Source organism: Variovorax sp. PDC80, assembly GCF_900115375.1.
In the GTDB taxonomy this organism is placed as follows: domain Bacteria; phylum Pseudomonadota; class Gammaproteobacteria; order Burkholderiales; family Burkholderiaceae_C; genus Variovorax.
Genome location: NZ_FOWG01000004.1, coordinates 75,555 through 91,313, shown reverse-complemented (window position 1 = coordinate 91,313; position 15,759 = coordinate 75,555). Strand labels below are relative to the sequence as shown.

Here is a 15,759-nt window from a genome sequence, read left to right as displayed (position 1 = left end):
GCACGTACAACCCGAAATCCGATGTCCTCCACACCGATCTTCACGAACGAATCCGTCGCCAACGCGGAAACCGCCCACGCCGTGGGCGCGAATCCGCCCGGCCCCGTCACCGCGGCCGGACTCGCGGCCGCGCCCGTGTCGCTGAAGGTCATGACGGTGAACACCCACAAGGGCTTCACCGCGCTCAACCGCAAGTTCATCCTGCCCGAGCTGCGCGATGCGGTGCGCACCGTGGGCGCCGACGTGGTGTTCCTGCAGGAGGTGCTGGGCACCCATTCGCGCCATTCGCGCCGCGTGAGCAACTGGCCCGAGGCGCCGCACTACGAATTCCTGGCCGACACCATGTGGCCGCAGTTCGCCTACGGGCGCAACGCGGTCTATCCCAAGGGCCACCACGGCAATGCGCTGCTGTCGAAGTTTCCGATCGTGCATCACCGCAACCATGACGTGTCGGTGGCCGGGCCCGAGAAGCGCGGGCTCTTGCACTGCGTGCTGCGGCTGCCGGGCCGCACGGTCGACGTGCATGCGATCTGCGCCCACCTCGGCCTGGCCGAGGCGCACCGGCAGCAGCAGCTCGAGCTGCTGTGCCACATCGTGCGTGACGAGGTGCCGGCCGACGCGCCGCTGATCGTGGCCGGCGACTTCAACGACTGGCGCGGCCGCGCGCATGCGACCCTGGCCGAGGGCGCGTCGCTGCGCGAGGTGTTCGTGCATGCGCACGGCCACGCGGCCAAGACCTTCCCTTCGCGTTTCCCGGTGCTGCCGCTGGACCGCATCTACGTGCGCAATGCCGGCGTGCACGCGCCGGTGGTGCTGCCGCGCCGGCCCTGGTCGCACCTGTCCGACCACGCGCCGCTGGTGGCCGAGATCGATCTCTGAAAGCGCATCCATCCATGAGCAACGGCAACCACTGGGTCGCGGGCAACCGCATCGAACTGCTCGAGAACGGCGAGCAGTTCTTCCCGCGCGTGTTCGAGGCGATCCGCGCGGCACGGCGCGAAGTGGTCATCGAGACCTTCATCCTGTTCGAGGACAAGGTGGGCCTCGACTTGCACGCCGCCATGTGCGAGGCCGCTCGGCGCGGCGTGAAGGTCGACCTGATGATCGACGGCTTCGGTTCGCCCGATCTCTCGCGCGAGTTCCTCGAGGAATTGAGCAGCGCCGGCGTGAAGGTGCGCGTGTTCGATCCGGGCCACCGCTTCCTGGGCCAGCGGCTCAACGTGTTCCGCCGCATGCACCGCAAGATCGTGGTGATCGACGGCGAGCGCGCCTTCGTCGGCGGCATCAACTATTCGGCCGACCACCTGATGGACTTCGGCCCCAAGGCCAAGCAGGACTACGCGGTCGAGCTCGCCGGGCCGATCGTGGCGCAGATCCACCACTTCGCGTTGCGCGCGATCGCGGTCGGCGGCAAGGGGCCGGGCTGGTTCCGGCGCCGGCTCAGGCAGGCGCCGCCCGTGGGCGACACGGTGGCCGGCGAGGCCGAGGTGATGTTCGTCACGCGCGACAACCGCCACCACACCAACGACATCGAGCGCCACTACCGCGCCGCGATCCGCAGCGCGCGCGAGCGCATCGTGATCGCCAACGCCTACTTCTTCCCGGGCTACCGGCTCATCAAGGAACTGCGGCGCGCGGCGCGGCGCGGCGTCGACGTGCGGCTGATCCTGCAGGGCGAGCCCGACATGCCGATCGTGAAGACGGCCGCGAGCATGCTCTACCACCACCTGCTGCACGCGGGCGTGCGCATCTACGAATACTGCGAGCGGCCGCTGCACGGCAAGGTCGCGCTGATGGACGATCGCTGGAGCACCGTGGGCTCGAGCAACCTCGATCCGCTGAGCCTGTCGCTCAACCTCGAGGCCAACGTGGTGGTGCGCGACGCGGCCTTCAACACGCTGCTGCACGAGCGCCTCGATCACCTGATGCAACACAGCTGCAAGCAGATCGACACGGCCGACCTCGCGAGCGAATGGAGCGGCTGGCGGCTGGTGCGCAGCTTCTTCATCTTCCACTTGATGCGCTGGTATCCCTCGCTGCTGGGCTGGCTGCCGCGCCACGTGCCGCGGCTGAAGCCGGTGGAGGTCACCGACCTCGGCGACCGGCGACGCAAGAACCACGGCGACGGCGTCGAGGGCGCGCCCGCGTCGACGGAGGCCGCATGACGACGGCGGCTGGCGGCCGCCTGCATGCGTTGCCCGCCAGCGGCTGGCGCCGCGCGTGGCCCTGGGCCAGGCGAACGCTGGTGTGGGGCTTCTTCGGGCTCGTGGCCTGGCTGCTCGTGAGCCAGGCGCGTTCCATCGACTGGCACGAGGTCGGCGACGCGATCGCCGCGCTGCCGCCCCTCACGCTGCTCGGCGCGGGTCTGCTCGCGGCCTGCAGCTTCGCGCTCTACAGCACCTACGACCTGCTGGGTCGCCACCTCACGGGCCATCCGCTGCGCGCCGGCACGGTGATGGGCGTGACCTTCATCAGCTACGCCTTCAACCTCAACCTCGGCTCGTTGGTCGGCGGCGTGGCCTTCCGCTACCGGCTCTATTCGCGGCTGGGGTTGCGCAACGACACCATCACGCGCGTGCTGGGCTTCAGCATGCTCACCAACTGGATCGGCTACCTGGTGGTGGCCGGTGCCGCGTTCTTCTTCTGGCCGCTGGGCCTGCCGCCGGCGTGGAAGGTCGATGGCGAGGAGTTGCGGCTGCTGGGCGCGGCGTTGCTGGTGCTGGCCGCGGTCTATCTGCTGGTGTGCGCCTTCGCGCATGGGAAGCGCTGGCATGTGCGCGGGCACGAGCTGCGCACGCCGACCCTGCGCATGGCGCTGCTGCAGTTCCTGCTGTCGTGCACCAACTGGTCGCTGATCGGCGGCGTGATCTGGCTGCTGCTGCAGGGCCAGGTCGCCTATCCGCAGGTGCTGGCCGTGCTGCTGGTGGCCGCGGTGGCCGGCGTGATCACGCACGTGCCGGCGGGGCTCGGCGTGCTGGAAGCGGTGTTCGTCGCGCTGCTCGCGCACCAGGTGGCCGAGGCGCAGTTGCTGGCCGCCCTGCTCGCCTACCGCGGCCTCTACTACCTGCTGCCGCTGTTGGTGGCCACGCTGGCCTACTTCGCGACCGAGCTGCGCGCGCGGCGCGGGCGCCGGGCCCGCATCGCGCATCAGAAGTGATAGGTGTAGCGCACCCGCACGAAGTTCTCGCCGGGGTTGGGCTTCTTGATGCCGCCGTTGGAGAAGTGCTGCACGCGCAGCGACAGGTCGTGTTCCCCGTGGTCGCCGAAGCTGCGGCCCACGCCGAGCACCTCGGTGAACTGGAACGCGGTGCTGAAGCTGCGGTCGGGCGTCCGGTAGACATGGTCCATCACGCTGCCGCCCACGCCGCCTTCGACGTACCAGGGCGAGCCGCCGTGCGCGAAGCGCCAGCGCCAGGTGTAGATGGCGCCGATCTGCACGTAGTCGCGCCGGCCGTCGTCAAGCGCGGGTGCGTGCCAATCGCTGAGGAAGACGTCCCAGTAGGTGGTGAGCGCGCCTTCCTGCACCGGCTGTCGCGGTGACCACGGCAGCGTCATCCCGACGGTGAAGGCATTGGTGCTGCCCATCTGGCCGTGGGGCGCGCGTCCGCCTTCCACGTAGAAGCCGCGCTGGCTGTCCTCGAAGGCGTGGGCGTTGCTGCCCAGCAAGCCCAGCAGTCCGGCCAGCGCGGCGGCACGGAGCGGGGTGGAAGCGTTGAATCTCATGATCCGGATCGTCAAAGCGAATGATGAAAACTGAAGGTCATATTCACTTTGCGTTCAGTTTCGTGTCGTGCCGCTACGCGATTTCCACGTCGAGAAGTAGGACTTCATCACCAAAGCTGCAAAACGCCACGGAATGCGCTCAGGTTCTTGTTGCACTGCAGCATTCGCCACGCGGCAGGCCTATAGTGGGCCGATCTCCCTCGCAGGCATTACGCCGCTCCCCACGATGTCGTCCACTTCTTCCCTTCCCTCCCTCAGCGTTTCGTCATGGCCGCTGTGGCCGCTGCGCGAATGGACCGAGCTCGCGCTCAAGACGCAGGAGATGCTGCTGTCCTCGGGCACCGTGATCCGCCTGCGCACCGAGCGCATCGCGCAGGCGGGGCTCGCGCCGAGTGCCGACGACCTGGTCGAATTCCGGCGCATGGGCGACGAGAAGCTCGAGGCCGCGCACGCCTCGGGTTTCGCGATGGCGCGGCAATGGCACAGCAGCCAGATCGGCCTCGCGAGCCGCATCTGCCAGCAATGTCTGCATGGCGCCGCGGCCTTCCTCTCGCTGGCCGGCAGCGTCACGCCGGCGCAGGCGGCCGAGCATGGCGATGCGCTGATCCGCGCGGCCTCGCGCGCCGCGAACGCGGCCCAGCGCTGGCCGAACAGCACGGCGCGCATCGCGAGCGAGGGATTGAAGCCGATCCACGCGGTGGCCACCGCCAACGCGCGGCGGCTCGGCGCGCAGCAGGCCGCAAGCTGAGCCTCGCTCAGCCGCGCGCCGGCATCAGCGTCAGCAGCGTGATCTCGGACGGGGCGCCGAAGCGCTTGGGCGGGCCCCAGTAGCCGGTGCCGCGGCTCACGTAGATCCACATGTCCTGCAACCGGTGCAGGCCCGCCGTGAAGGGCTGCTGCATCGGCACGAACAGGTTCCACGGGAAGAACTGGCCGCCGTGCGTGTGGCCCGAGAGCTGCAGCTGGAAGCCGGCCGCGGCCGCCTTCGGTGCGCTGCGCGGCTGGTGCGCGAGCAGCACGCGCGTGTGCACCAGCGGCGGTGCGTCGTCGAGCGCACGCTGCGGATCGCTCTCGTGCGAGGCATCGAAGTGGCCCGCCGTGTAGTCGGTCACGCCGGCCAGCACCAGCTGGCTCTCGAAGGTTTCCTCGTCGTTCTGCGCGCCGCGCACGTTGCGCGTCTGCAGCACCACGTGCTCGTTGAGCAGCACCTGCAGGCCGAGGCGGCGCAGTTCGTCGATCCAGGCATGGGCGCCCGCGTAGTACTCGTGGTTGCCGGTCACCACGAAGGTGCCGTGGCGCGCGCGCAGCCCGGCCAGCGGCGCGATGTGCTCGCGCAGTTCGGGCACGGTGCCGTCGACCAGGTCGCCGGTGATCGCGATCGCGTCGGCGCCGAGCCGGTTCACCGCGTCGACGATGCGCTGGATGTAGCTGTTGCGGATGGTCGGGCCGACGTGGATGTCGCTGAGCTGCACGATCGTGAAGCCCTTGAGCGCGGCCGGCAGGCCGCGGATCGGCACGTCGACGTGCTTCACGTCCGCGGTGCGGCGCGCATTGACGAAGCCGATCAGCGAGACGAGCGTGGCCAGCGCGAACACCGCCAGCGCGCTCCAGGGCCGCAGCGTGTCCCACGGCACCGCGAGGCCGGCCACGCGCTGCGCGACCCAGGTCAGCAGCAGGCCGGCGTCGCGCACCAGCGTCAGCACGAACAGCGACGAGAACCAGCCCATGCTCAGCAGGCCGGTCCATTGCAGTACTGCGTGCAGCGGCTTCTTGCGCGGCGCATGCCGCGACAGGAAGGGCAGCGGAATGGTCAGCGCCGACACCACCAGCGCCAGCAGGCCGATCGGCCAGGCCGGCGTGAGCCCCGCGGCCGCGGGCAGCAGACGCAGGGCGATGTAGGCATGCAGGAGCGCGGTCAGCACGCTCAGGGGACGGATCGGCATCGGGGCAATGGGTTCGGGCACTGCCCGGGACACGTCATCTGCAAGGCGCATGCCGTGCATTCAAGTCGCTGCCACGCTATTTTTTCAGTAGCGCAGCATGCCGGGATGACAGGTGCCGGGCCGCCGACGGCGACGTGAGCGCCTGCACCCGGCGTCCGTGCCGCCGTGCCTTCGTGCGCTTACTGCACCGCGCGCGTGCCGGCGGCGGCCATGTCGGTGCCCGCCGGCCAGAGGAAGGTGGCCTTGGTGGGCGTGCCGAACACCACCTGCAGCGGCTGCTTGAGCGTCTGGCCGCGCAGCGTGGCCTCGACCTGGTAGCTGCCGGGCTCGAGGCGCGCCACCATGAACGGTCCGCCCGCCACCACGTTGTCGAGCAGCGCCACGCCGCGGCCATCGCGCACCGTCACGTGCACGTCGGCCGCGAAGTCCGCGCCCTGGTGGTCCTTGATCGCGAATTCGAAGCTCGCCGGCCAGCGCGGCAGGACCGTTTCCATCAGCTTTGCCTCGTCGCTGCCGATGCCGCCGCTCATGTACTCGATGCCGTGCGACATGCGGATCGGCGGGTTGAACGCGGCTTGCGCGGAGGTGGCGAGCGCGCCGAACGCGAGGGCGCCGCACAGCAGGGCGGCGGCCAGCGGCCGCGCGCGCGGTGAAATCCGGGGGGTCATGATCAGTCCTTTCTTTCCATGCTCTCGTGGCGGAAAACCACGGCGCCACTGTGCGGCGCACGGCTTAGACAGGACTTAACGAAACGGCGCGGCGGGTGGCCGCCGGCCGTGGAGGCGGCTCGGCGCCTCAGCGCGCGGCGCTGGTCTGCGCCATCGCCTGCGTTTCGGGCTGCGGCGGCAGCACCGAGGCCATGTCGAAGTTCGACGGCCACATGAAGGTCGCCTTCGACGGGATGCCCGCGAACACCACCAGCGGCTGCGTCAGCGTGAGGCCGCCGAGCGTGACGTTGACGTCGTAGGCGCCCGGGTCGAGCCGCGCGAGCATGTACGGGCCCTGCGACAGCGCTTCCATGATCGCTCGGCCGGTGTAGCGCTCGCGCACCTCGACCTTGGCGCGGGCCGGGAAGCTCGCGCGCTGCGCGGGGCTGCCGTTGATGCCCAGTTCGATCGTGGCGGCCCAGCGCGGCGCGACCATCTGCATGAATGCAGCTTCGTCCTTGTTGGTACCGCCGCACATGTATTCGACGCCCTGGGCGGTCTGGATGGGCGGATTCGGGGCAGCGTGGGCCGGAAGGGTCGCGCCGAGGATGGCGGCCGTGCCGCACGTTGCAAGGACGGCCAGGGACCGGCGGAAACGCATGGATTTCATTGCTTCGATGTCCTCGATCAGGGTGACGCGGAATTCGTCGAGGATTTTGCTTAGCAAGACTCGGGCTAGATATAGCGTTTACGAGGAACGATCCTCGCCGAGGCTTTGAACGCTATTGTTTTAATAGCTGGTGACGGGCTTGTGACAAGCGTTTACAGCCTGTGTGGCGATCTACCCTCAGACAAACCCTTGGGTCCGGCCGCGAGGGGCCCGCGTTGCGTGCGCGCACTCCGCCGCGAAGCGGCATGGGAATGGTGCGAAGGCGGTGGGCGCGGCGATCGGGCGCCCCATGAAAAACGCCGCCGGGTGCGAACCACGGCGGCGTGACGGTGAGGGCAGAAATCGACTCAGACGTCGATGTTCGCCGCCCGCAGCGCGTTCTGCTCGATGAACTCGCGGCGCGGCTCCACCTCGTCGCCCATCAGCATCGTGAACACGCGGTCGGCCTCGATCGCGTCGTCGATCTGCACGCGCAGCAGGCGCCGCACGGTCGGGTCCATGGTGGTTTCCCACAGCTGCTCGGGGTTCATCTCGCCCAGGCCCTTGTAGCGCTGGCGCGCGGTGGCGCGCTCGGCCTCGCCGATGAGCCACAGCATGGCCTGGCGGAAATCGAACACCTTCTCTTCCTTGGCGCGCTCGCCCTCGCCGCGGCGCACCACGGCGCCCTCGGGGCTCAGCAGGTTGCGGAAGGTGTCGGCGGCGCCGGACAGCGCGGCGTAGTCGGCGCCATGCACGAAGTCCTGCGTGATCACGCTGCTCTTGATGTTGCCGTGGTGGCGGCGGCTGATGCGCAGCAGCGGCTTGTCGGTGCGGGCGTCGAACTCGTTGCTGACCTCGGCCGGCACGCCGGTGGTGTTGAGCTCGCGCAGCTTGGCCTGCAGCGCCACGGCCGAGGCCTCGGCCGCGGGCGTGGTATCGAGGTCGAGCGCCACGCCGTCGGCGATGGCGCGCAGGGCCTCGGCGTCCATGAAGTTGCGCAGCCGGTGGATCACGGCCTCGGCCACCTGGTGCTTGCGCGCCAGCTCGGCCAGCGTGTCGCCGCTGAGCGTGTGGGAGGTGGCGCCACCGGTCTCGATGCTGGCGTCCTTCAGCGCGACCTTGAGCAGGAAGGCGTCGAGCGCATTGCCGTCCTTCAGGTACTGCTCTTCCTTGCCGACCTTGACCTTGTACAGCGGCGGCTGCGCGATGTAGATGTGGCCGCGTTCGACCAGCTCGGGCATCTGGCGGTAGAAGAAGGTTAGCAGCAGCGTGCGGATGTGGGCGCCGTCCACGTCGGCGTCGGTCATGATGATGATGCGGTGGTAGCGCAGCTTGGCGACGTTGAAGTCGTCGGCGCCGCCGCCCGCGGTGGTCGCGCCGGCACGGCCGATGCCGGTGCCCAGGGCGGTGATCATCGTGAGGATTTCGTTGCTGGTCAGCAGCTTCTCGTAGCGCGCCTTCTCGACGTTCAGGATCTTGCCGCGCAGCGGCAGGATGGCCTGGAACTTCCGGTCGCGGCCCTGCTTGGCGGAACCGCCGGCGGAGTCGCCCTCCACCAGGTAGACCTCGCACAGCGCCGGGTCCTTCTCCTGGCAGTCGGCCAGCTTGCCCGGCAGGCCCATGCCGTCGAGCACGCCCTTGCGGCGCGTCATCTCGCGCGCCTTGCGCGCGGCTTCGCGGGCTCGGGCGGCCTCGACGATCTTGCCGCAGATGATCTTGGCGTCGTTCGGGCGTTCCTGCAGGTAGTCGGTCAGCAGGCGGCCGACGATGTCCTCCACCGGCGCGCGCACTTCGCTGGACACCAGCTTGTCCTTGGTCTGGCTCGAGAACTTGGGCTCGGGCACCTTCACGCTGAGCACGCAGCACAGGCCTTCGCGCATGTCGTCGCCGGTGACCTCGACCTTGGCCTTCTTGGCGAACTCGTTCTCTTCGATGTACTTGTTGATGACGCGGGTCATCGCGGCGCGCAGGCCCGTGAGGTGGGTGCCGCCGTCGCGCTGCGGGATGTTGTTGGTGAAGCAGAGCACCTGCTCGTTGTAGCCGCTGTTCCACTGCATCGCGACCTCGACGCCGATGTGCGTGCCGGGGATGCCGCCGTAGGTGTCGGCCGGCTTCTCGCCCTCGGCGTAGAACGAGTTCGGGTGCAGGACGGTCTTGCCCTTGTTGATGAACTCGACGAAGCCGCGCACGCCGCCGGCGCCCGAGAAGTCGTCTTCCTTGCCGCTGCGCTCGTCCTTCAGGCGGATGCGCACGCCGTTGTTCAGGAAGCTCAGCTCGCGCAGGCGCTTGGAGAGGATCTCGTAGTGGAAATCGTTGTTTTCCTTGAAGATTTCCGTGTCGGGCAGGAAGTGGACTTCGGTGCCGCGCTTGTCGGTGTCGCCGATGATCTTCATCGGCGAGACCTCGAAGCCGTTCACGGTTTCGAGCAGGCGGTTCTGCACGAAGCCGCGGCTGAATTCGAGCTCGTGGATCTTGCCTTCGCGCCGCACCACCAGGCGCAGCATCACGCTCAGCGCGTTCACGCAACTCACGCCCACGCCGTGCAGGCCGCCCGAGACCTTGTAGCTGTTCTGGTTGAACTTGCCGCCCGCGTGCAGCTCGGTGAGGGCGATCTCGGCGGCCGAGCGCTTGGGCTCGTGCTTGTCGTCCATCTTCACGCCGGTCGGGATGCCGCGGCCGTTGTCGGTCACCGAGATCGAGTTGTCGGAATGGATGGTGACGACGATGTCGTCGCAGTGGCCGGCGAGCGCTTCGTCGATGGAGTTGTCGACGACCTCGAACACCAGGTGGTGCAGGCCGGTGCCGTCGGAGGTGTCGCCGATGTACATGCCGGGGCGCTTGCGAACGGCCTCGAGGCCTTCGAGGATCGTGATCGAGCCTTCGCCATAGGAGGTGTCGGGCGTGACCTCGATCGGCACCGCGTTGTCGATCTCGGGTGTGTAGACCGGTTCGGTGTGCGGCACTTCCGGCTTGTTCTCTTCTGCGCTCATTCGGATATTCCTCTATCTCTCACGGATTCACGGGGTCCACGGACTCGCGGGCACCCGGTTTTTCAGGCCTCTTGAAAGCGCAAACCCGCGGGGGCGAACCGCGGGCTGTGTGCGCCAGGGCGCTGCGACGATGCGGGGTGACTAGATCCGCATCGGCATCACGACGTACTTGAAGGACGCGTTGTCGGGGATGGTCAACAGCGCGGAGCTGTTGGAATCAGCCAGGTCCAGCTTCACCATGTCCTGGCCCATGTTGGCCAGCGCGTCGATCAGGTAGGTGACGTTGAAGCCGATCTCGATGGCGTCGCCGCCGTAGTCGATGTCGAGCTCGTCCTGCGCTTCTTCCTGTTCGGCGTTGTTCGAGGCGATGCGCAAGGTGCCCGGCTCGATGTTCAGGCGCACGCCCTTGAACTTCTCGCTGGTCAGGATCGCGGTGCGCTGCAGGCTGGCCAGCAGTGGCGCGCGGCCCAGCGTGACCGAGTTCTTGTGGTTCTTCGGGATCACGCGGTTGTAGTCGGGGAACTTGCCCTCGACCAGCTTGGTGACGAACTCCATGCCGCCGAAGCTGAACTTGGCCTGGTTGTTGGCGAACTGCATCTCGATCGCGCCTTCGGCGTCCGACAGCAGGCGCTGCATCTCGAGCACAGTCTTGCGCGGCAGGATCACTTCCTGGCGCGGCACTTCCACGTCGAGCGTGGCGGAGGAGAACGCGAGGCGGTGGCCGTCGGTGGCGACCAGGCTCAGCTGCTTGCCCTCGGCGACGAACAGGATGCCGTTGAGGTAGTAGCGGATGTCGTGCACGGCCATCGCGAACGAGACCTGCGAGAGCAGGTCCTTCAGCGTCTTCTGCGGCACGCTGAACACCGGGCCGAAGTTGGCGGCTTCCTGCACCAGCGGGAAGTCTTCCGCGGGCAGCGACTGCAGCGTGAAGCGGCTCTTGCCGCCCTTGAGCACCAGCTTGCTCGCGCTCGACTCGAGGCTCACGGTCTGGTCGGACGGCATGGTGCGCAGGATGTCGATCAGCTTGCGCGCGCCGATGGTGGTGGTGAAGTTGCCTTCGTCGCCGCCGAGCTCGGCGGTGGTGCGGATCTGGATCTCGAGGTCGCTGGTGGTCAGCTGGATCTGGCCACCGGTCTTGCGGATCAGCACGTTGGCGAGGATCGGCAGGGTATGTCGCCGTTCCACGATGCCCGCCACCGACTGCAGCGCGGCGAGGACTTTGTCTTGTGTTGCCTTCAGGACGATCATGTCTTCTACCTCTTCTCTTATCTCTTTGAATCAGCTTGGTCGATCAGGGCCCCACCGCCCCGCACAGACCGCCATTCTCCGCTGTCGCGGCGTCCGGCCTGGTTGACTTTGGTTTTCAGTTTCAACCCTTGAGCGTCTGCTCGAGCACGTGAAGCTGCTGGTTGAGCTCGGTGAGCTGCTGGCGCTCGCCCGAAATCTTGCGCACCGCGTGCAGCACGGTCGTGTGGTCGCGTCCGCCGAACAGCTCGCCGATCTCGGGCAGGCTCTTCTGCGTCAGCTCCTTGGCCAGGTACATCGCGATCTGCCGCGGCCGCGCGATCGAGGCCGGGCGCTTCTTGCTGTACATGTCGGCGACCTTGATCTTGTAGTAGTCGGCCACCGTCTTCTGGATGTTTTCCACCGAGATCTGCCGGTTCTGGATCGACAGCAGGTCGCGCAGCGCCTCGCGCGCCAGGGCGATCGAGATCTCCTTCTGGTTGAAGCGCGAATAGGCCAGGATCTTGCGCAGCGCGCCCTCGAGCTCGCGCACGTTGGAGCGCACGTTCTTGGCCACGAAGAAGGCGACTTCCTCGGGCATCTCGGCGCCTTCGACGCGGGCCTTGTTGATCAGGATCGCCACGCGCATCTCGAGCTCGGGCGGCTCGATCGCCACCGTGAGGCCCGAATCGAAGCGCGAGACCAGCCGCTCGTGGATGTCCGCGAGACCCTTGGGATAGGTGTCGCTGGTCATCACGATGTGCGACTTCTTGGCCAGCAGGGCTTCGAAGGCGTTGAAGAATTCTTCCTGCGTGCGGTCCTTGTTGGCGAAGAACTGCACGTCGTCGATCAGCAGCAGATCGAGTGAGTGGTAGCGCTCCTTGAACTCGTCGAAGGTCTTGCGCTGATAGGCCTTGACCACATCCGAGACGAACTGCTCGGCGTGGATGTAGAGAACTTTGGAATCGACCCGGTCGGCCAGCAGCCGGTTGCCCACCGCGTGCATCAAGTGGGTCTTGCCCAGCCCCACGCCGCCGTAGATGAAAAGCGGGTTGTACAGATGGCCCGGCATGCCGGCCACGTGCATCGCCGCAGCGCGCGCCATGCGGTTGGCCGTGCCCTCGACCAGGGTGTCGAAGGTGAGGCCCGAATTGAGGCGGTTCTTGAAGCCGGCGGCCGGCGGTTCCTCGCCCGGGCCGGCCACGTCGCGCGGCACGTCGGTTTCGGTCATGACCGCAACCGGTGCAGCACGCACGGGGATTTCCCGAGGAGCAAGCGCTAACTCGACGACCACGGGCTGGCCATAGATCTTCTCGGCCATGCCGGCGATCTTGCCGGCGTACTGGGCCCGGATCCAGTCGAGCTTGAAGCGGTTGGCGACGAACACCGTCATGCGCGAGAGGTCGTCGGCGACCTCGGCGGTGAGGGGCTTGATCCAGGTGTTGAACTGTTGCTCGGACAGCTCCTGCGCGAGCTGATCGACGCAGGCCTGCCAGAGGCTTTCGCCGACGCCGTCAGTCGACATGGGTGCTCGGATTTTGGATGGTTCCCTCTGCCATTTTTTGCTGTTTGTATTGTGGATATTCTCTGCTGGAAGGCGCCGGGCATTCTAACTTGTCAAAACCTTATCCACATACCCCGGGCGGCCGGCGAAAGGCCCGCAAAGTCGCTCGAAGATTGTTGTGCGGCCGAATGTTTGCGATAATTGCGGGTTTCCCTGAAAACCTCTTTGCGTCTTTCGGGGTCCGACCGAAATCACCGGCCCAGCCAACAACGAAGCCGGAACCAACCGCACCCAGCGCCTTTCGCGCATTCCTCGCCCGTCGAGCCCATGGATTCCCCATGGCCCGATGACCGCGCGGAAATGCCGAAGAAACAGGGGAATCAGGAAATCTCATCATGAAACGCACCTACCAAGCATCCAAAGTCCGCCGCGCCCGTACCCACGGCTTCCTGGTCCGCATGAAGACCCGTGGCGGCCGTGCCGTCATCAACGCACGCCGCGCCAAGGGCCGCAAGCGCCTGGCCGTCTGACGCCCGACCCACGGCAGTTGCCAGCAGCAGGAACGCCGGGGCCAGCTTCGACGGCTCGCGCCAGCGGCGTGTCCAGTCCGGCTCCCATGCAGCGGCTCAAGACCCGCGCGCAATTCCAGGCCGTTCTCGCAGGTGCCACCGTGGCCCGCACTGCCCATTTCGCATTGCATCGCTGCGCGCTCGATTCCGAATCGAGCGCGCAGCTTTTTGCGTCCGACGACGTCTGGCTGGGTGCCATGGTGCCCAAGCGCTGGGCGCGCCGCGCGGTCACGCGCAATGCGATCAAGCGCCAGATCTACAGCGTGAGCGCCCTGCCCCACGCGGGATTGCCGCGCGCGGCGCACGTGGTTCGCCTGAAAGCCGCCTTCGACCGCAAGGAATTCGTGAGTGCCTCGTCCGAGCGGCTCAAGCGAGCCGTGCGGGCCGAACTCGAACTGTTGCTGGAGCGCGCCGCGCGCCCGGCACCGGCGCGCGCGCCTGCCGCGCCACCCGCACGGTCTTCTCCATGAAACGCCTGCTGATCGGCCTCGTCAAAGGCTATCGCCTGCTGCTGAGCCCCTGGCTCGGCCAGTCGTGCCGTTTCGAGCCGACCTGTTCGGTCTATTCGATCGAGGCGCTCGAGGTGCACGGCGCACTCAAGGGCAGCTACCTCACGCTGCACCGCATCGCGCGCTGCCAGCCCTGGTGCCAGGGCGGGCACGATCCGGTCCCACCGAAATCACAGCGTCGCACGAACCGGTCAGGCTCGCTGTTTTCGTCTCTTCTCTCCTCCGACAAGAAGTCTTCGTCATGAACGATATCCGCCGCACGATCCTGTGGGTGATTTTTGGGTTCTCGCTGGTGCTGCTGTGGGACCAATGGCAGGTCTTCAACGGCAACAAGCCGACCTTCCTGCCCTCGACCAAGCCCGCCGTCACGGCGCCCGCGTCCACCACCGGCGGCGCCGGCAGCAGCGTGCCGAGCGCCAGTGCCGCACCGGGCGCCAGCGCCGGTGCCGTGCCCACGCAGGCCGCCGCCGCCGCGCCGAAGGAACAGGTCACGGTCACCACCGACCTGTTCAAGGCGACCATCGACAGCGAAGGCGGCACGGTCAACTACCTCGAGCTGCTCAAGTACGACGAAAACGATCGCACCAAGCACGTGGTGCTGTTCGAGAACGGCTCGCCGGCCACGCGCTACCTCGCACAGACCGGCCTGTTGAACCAGGTCGACACCGGCGAGCGCTTCCCGAACCACCTGACGCCGATGGCGCCCAAGGCCGGTCCGCGCGAAATGGCCGCCGGCCAGAACACCCTCGAGGTCGGCTTCGAGAGCGCCCCCGTCGGCGGCCTCAAGTACGTCAAGACCTATGTGTTCCACCGCGGCGACTACGCCATCGGCGTGCGCCATGAGGTCGTGAACGTGAGCGACCAGCCGCGCGACGCGCAGCTCTACATGCAGCTGCTGCGCCACGGCACCGTGGCCGCCAGCACCATGTTCGGCACCAACACCTTCACCGGTCCGGCCGCCTACACGAACGAGAAGAAGTTCCACAAGCTCGACTTCAAGGACATCACCAAGGGCAAGGTCGAGCCCCCGCCGGCCGCCAACGACGGCTGGATCGCGATGGTCCAGCATTACTTCGTGTCGGCCTGGCTGCTGCGCGGCGACCCGGCCAGCGAAGGCCTGAAGCGCGAATTCCGCGTGAAGGACCTGGGCGACAACCTCTACACCATCGCCATGGTGGCCACGCTGCCGAAGATCGCCCCGGGCGCGACCCAGGTGGTCAACAGCACGCTGTTCGCCGGCCCCGAGGAAGAGAAGAAGCTCGAAGCCATCGCGCCCGGCCTCGACCTGGTCAAGGACTACGGCATCTTCGCGATCATCTCGAAGCCGCTGTACTGGCTGCTCAACCAGCTGCACGGCCTGATCGGCAACTGGGGCTGGTCGATCGTGGCGCTGGTGGTGCTGCTGAAGGCCGCCTTCTACTGGCTCAACGCCAAGGCCTACGCGAGCATGGCCAAGATGAAGGCCATCAACCCGAAGATCATGGAAATGCGCGAGCGGCTGAAGGACAAGCCGCAGGAAATGCAGCAGGAGATGATGCGGATCTACAAGACCGAGAAGGTCAATCCGATGGGCGGCTGCTTCCCGATCGTGATCCAGATCCCGGTGTTCATCGCGCTGTACTGGGTGCTGCTGTCGTCGGTCGAGATGCGCCACGCGCCCTGGATCGGCTGGATCACCGACCTGTCGGCACCCGACCCCTGGTACATCCTGCCGATCGTGATGACGGCCACCTCGCTGCTGCAGACCTGGCTGAACCCGACGCCGCCCGATCCGATGCAGGCCAAGCTGATGTGGATCATGCCGCTGGCCTTCAGCGTGATGTTCATCTTCTTCCCGGCCGGCTTGGTGCTGTACTGGATCACGAACAACATCCTGTCGATCGCCCAGCAGTGGGTGATCAACAAGCGGCTCGGCGTGCTCGGCAAGTAGGCCGGCGCAGCGTCACCGTTTCCCCCGAGGGGCCGCGCGAGCGGCCCTTTGTCGTTTTTGCTGAAAGAATC

At 67.2% G+C, this 15,759-nt stretch carries 15 protein-coding genes; 8 read left to right on the top strand and 7 right to left on the bottom strand.

Annotated elements, in window-relative coordinates; genetic code table 11:
* Nucleotides 1–150: 150 nt before the first annotated feature.
* From BM109_RS13830 to BM109_RS13820, 3 genes are read left to right on the top strand one after another with little or no spacing between them, the layout of a single operon-like run.
* Nucleotides 151–879 carry an endonuclease/exonuclease/phosphatase family protein gene (locus BM109_RS13830; protein ID WP_172705372.1) on the top strand — a complete coding sequence of 243 codons (729 nt, stop codon included), beginning with the start codon at nucleotides 151–153 and terminating at the stop codon, nucleotides 877–879.
* A gap of 14 nt (nucleotides 880–893) precedes the next feature.
* Nucleotides 894–2,165 carry a cardiolipin synthase ClsB gene (gene clsB, locus BM109_RS13825; protein ID WP_093343605.1) on the top strand — a complete coding sequence of 424 codons (1,272 nt, stop codon included), beginning with the start codon at nucleotides 894–896 and terminating at the stop codon, nucleotides 2,163–2,165.
* Nucleotides 2,162–3,157, top strand: coding sequence for a lysylphosphatidylglycerol synthase domain-containing protein (locus BM109_RS13820; RefSeq protein ID WP_093343604.1), 996 nt, complete (start codon nucleotides 2,162–2,164; stop codon nucleotides 3,155–3,157). Before clsB ends, BM109_RS13820 begins: the two co-directional genes overlap by 4 nt.
* Here the strand turns inward: BM109_RS13820 and BM109_RS13815 are convergent.
* Nucleotides 3,148–3,723 carry an acyloxyacyl hydrolase gene (locus BM109_RS13815; protein ID WP_093344148.1) on the bottom strand — a complete coding sequence of 192 codons (576 nt, stop codon included), beginning with the start codon at nucleotides 3,721–3,723 and terminating at the stop codon, nucleotides 3,148–3,150. The two genes, BM109_RS13820 and BM109_RS13815, sit on opposite strands and share 10 nt — an antisense overlap.
* Before the next feature lie 226 nt (nucleotides 3,724–3,949).
* Between BM109_RS13815 and BM109_RS13810 the strand changes: the two genes are divergently transcribed.
* Nucleotides 3,950–4,471, top strand: a complete 522-nt coding sequence (locus BM109_RS13810; protein ID WP_093343602.1) for a polyhydroxyalkanoate granule-associated phasin — start codon at nucleotides 3,950–3,952, stop codon at nucleotides 4,469–4,471.
* 7 nt (nucleotides 4,472–4,478) lie between these two features.
* Here the strand turns inward: BM109_RS13810 and BM109_RS13805 are convergent, their stop codons facing one another.
* From BM109_RS13805 to dnaA, 6 genes are all read right to left on the bottom strand, one after another.
* Nucleotides 4,479–5,726: a metallophosphoesterase gene (locus BM109_RS13805; RefSeq protein WP_093343601.1), complete on the bottom strand. Its 1,248-nt coding sequence runs from the start codon at nucleotides 5,724–5,726 to the stop codon at nucleotides 4,479–4,481.
* 119 nt (nucleotides 5,727–5,845) lie between these two features.
* Nucleotides 5,846–6,334 (bottom strand): hypothetical protein, encoded by a 489-nt coding sequence (locus BM109_RS13800; RefSeq protein ID WP_093343599.1) that lies wholly within the window; start codon nucleotides 6,332–6,334, stop codon nucleotides 5,846–5,848.
* A gap of 127 nt (nucleotides 6,335–6,461) precedes the next feature.
* Entirely contained in the window at nucleotides 6,462–6,983 is a 522-nt protein-coding gene (locus BM109_RS13795; RefSeq protein ID WP_093344147.1) for a hypothetical protein, read from the bottom strand.
* A gap of 347 nt (nucleotides 6,984–7,330) precedes the next feature.
* On the bottom strand, nucleotides 7,331–9,952 hold the full coding sequence (gyrB, locus tag BM109_RS13790; RefSeq protein WP_093343598.1) for a DNA topoisomerase (ATP-hydrolyzing) subunit B: 2,622 nt from the start codon (nucleotides 9,950–9,952) through the stop codon (nucleotides 7,331–7,333).
* A gap of 141 nt (nucleotides 9,953–10,093) precedes the next feature.
* Nucleotides 10,094–11,200, bottom strand: coding sequence for a DNA polymerase III subunit beta (dnaN, locus tag BM109_RS13785; RefSeq protein WP_093343596.1), 1,107 nt, complete (start codon nucleotides 11,198–11,200; stop codon nucleotides 10,094–10,096).
* Nucleotides 11,201–11,321: 121 nt separating this feature from the next.
* The gene (dnaA, locus tag BM109_RS13780; RefSeq protein WP_093343595.1) at nucleotides 11,322–12,701 is read right to left on the bottom strand and encodes a chromosomal replication initiator protein DnaA; all 1,380 of its coding nucleotides are present in this window, start codon (nucleotides 12,699–12,701) and stop codon (nucleotides 11,322–11,324) included.
* A 374-nt stretch (nucleotides 12,702–13,075) separates the two neighbouring features.
* Here dnaA and rpmH point away from each other — a divergent pair, with 374 nt between their 5' ends.
* The 4 genes from rpmH to yidC all read left to right on the top strand — a co-directional run bounded on the left by rpmH (nucleotide 13,076) and on the right by yidC (nucleotide 15,688).
* Nucleotides 13,076–13,210: a 50S ribosomal protein L34 gene (gene rpmH / locus BM109_RS13775; protein WP_007834827.1), complete on the top strand. Its 135-nt coding sequence runs from the start codon at nucleotides 13,076–13,078 to the stop codon at nucleotides 13,208–13,210.
* An 86-nt stretch (nucleotides 13,211–13,296) separates the two neighbouring features.
* Nucleotides 13,297–13,719 carry a ribonuclease P protein component gene (locus BM109_RS13770; protein WP_093343593.1) on the top strand — a complete coding sequence of 141 codons (423 nt, stop codon included), beginning with the start codon at nucleotides 13,297–13,299 and terminating at the stop codon, nucleotides 13,717–13,719.
* The gene (gene yidD, locus BM109_RS13765; RefSeq protein ID WP_093343592.1) at nucleotides 13,716–14,003 is read left to right on the top strand and encodes a membrane protein insertion efficiency factor YidD; all 288 of its coding nucleotides are present in this window, start codon (nucleotides 13,716–13,718) and stop codon (nucleotides 14,001–14,003) included. The genes BM109_RS13770 and yidD overlap by 4 nt, the downstream gene beginning before the upstream one ends.
* The gene (gene yidC / locus BM109_RS13760) at nucleotides 14,000–15,688 is read left to right on the top strand and encodes a membrane protein insertase YidC (protein ID WP_093343590.1); all 1,689 of its coding nucleotides are present in this window, start codon (nucleotides 14,000–14,002) and stop codon (nucleotides 15,686–15,688) included. The genes yidD and yidC overlap by 4 nt, the downstream gene beginning before the upstream one ends.
* Nucleotides 15,689–15,759: the final 71 nt, after the last annotated feature.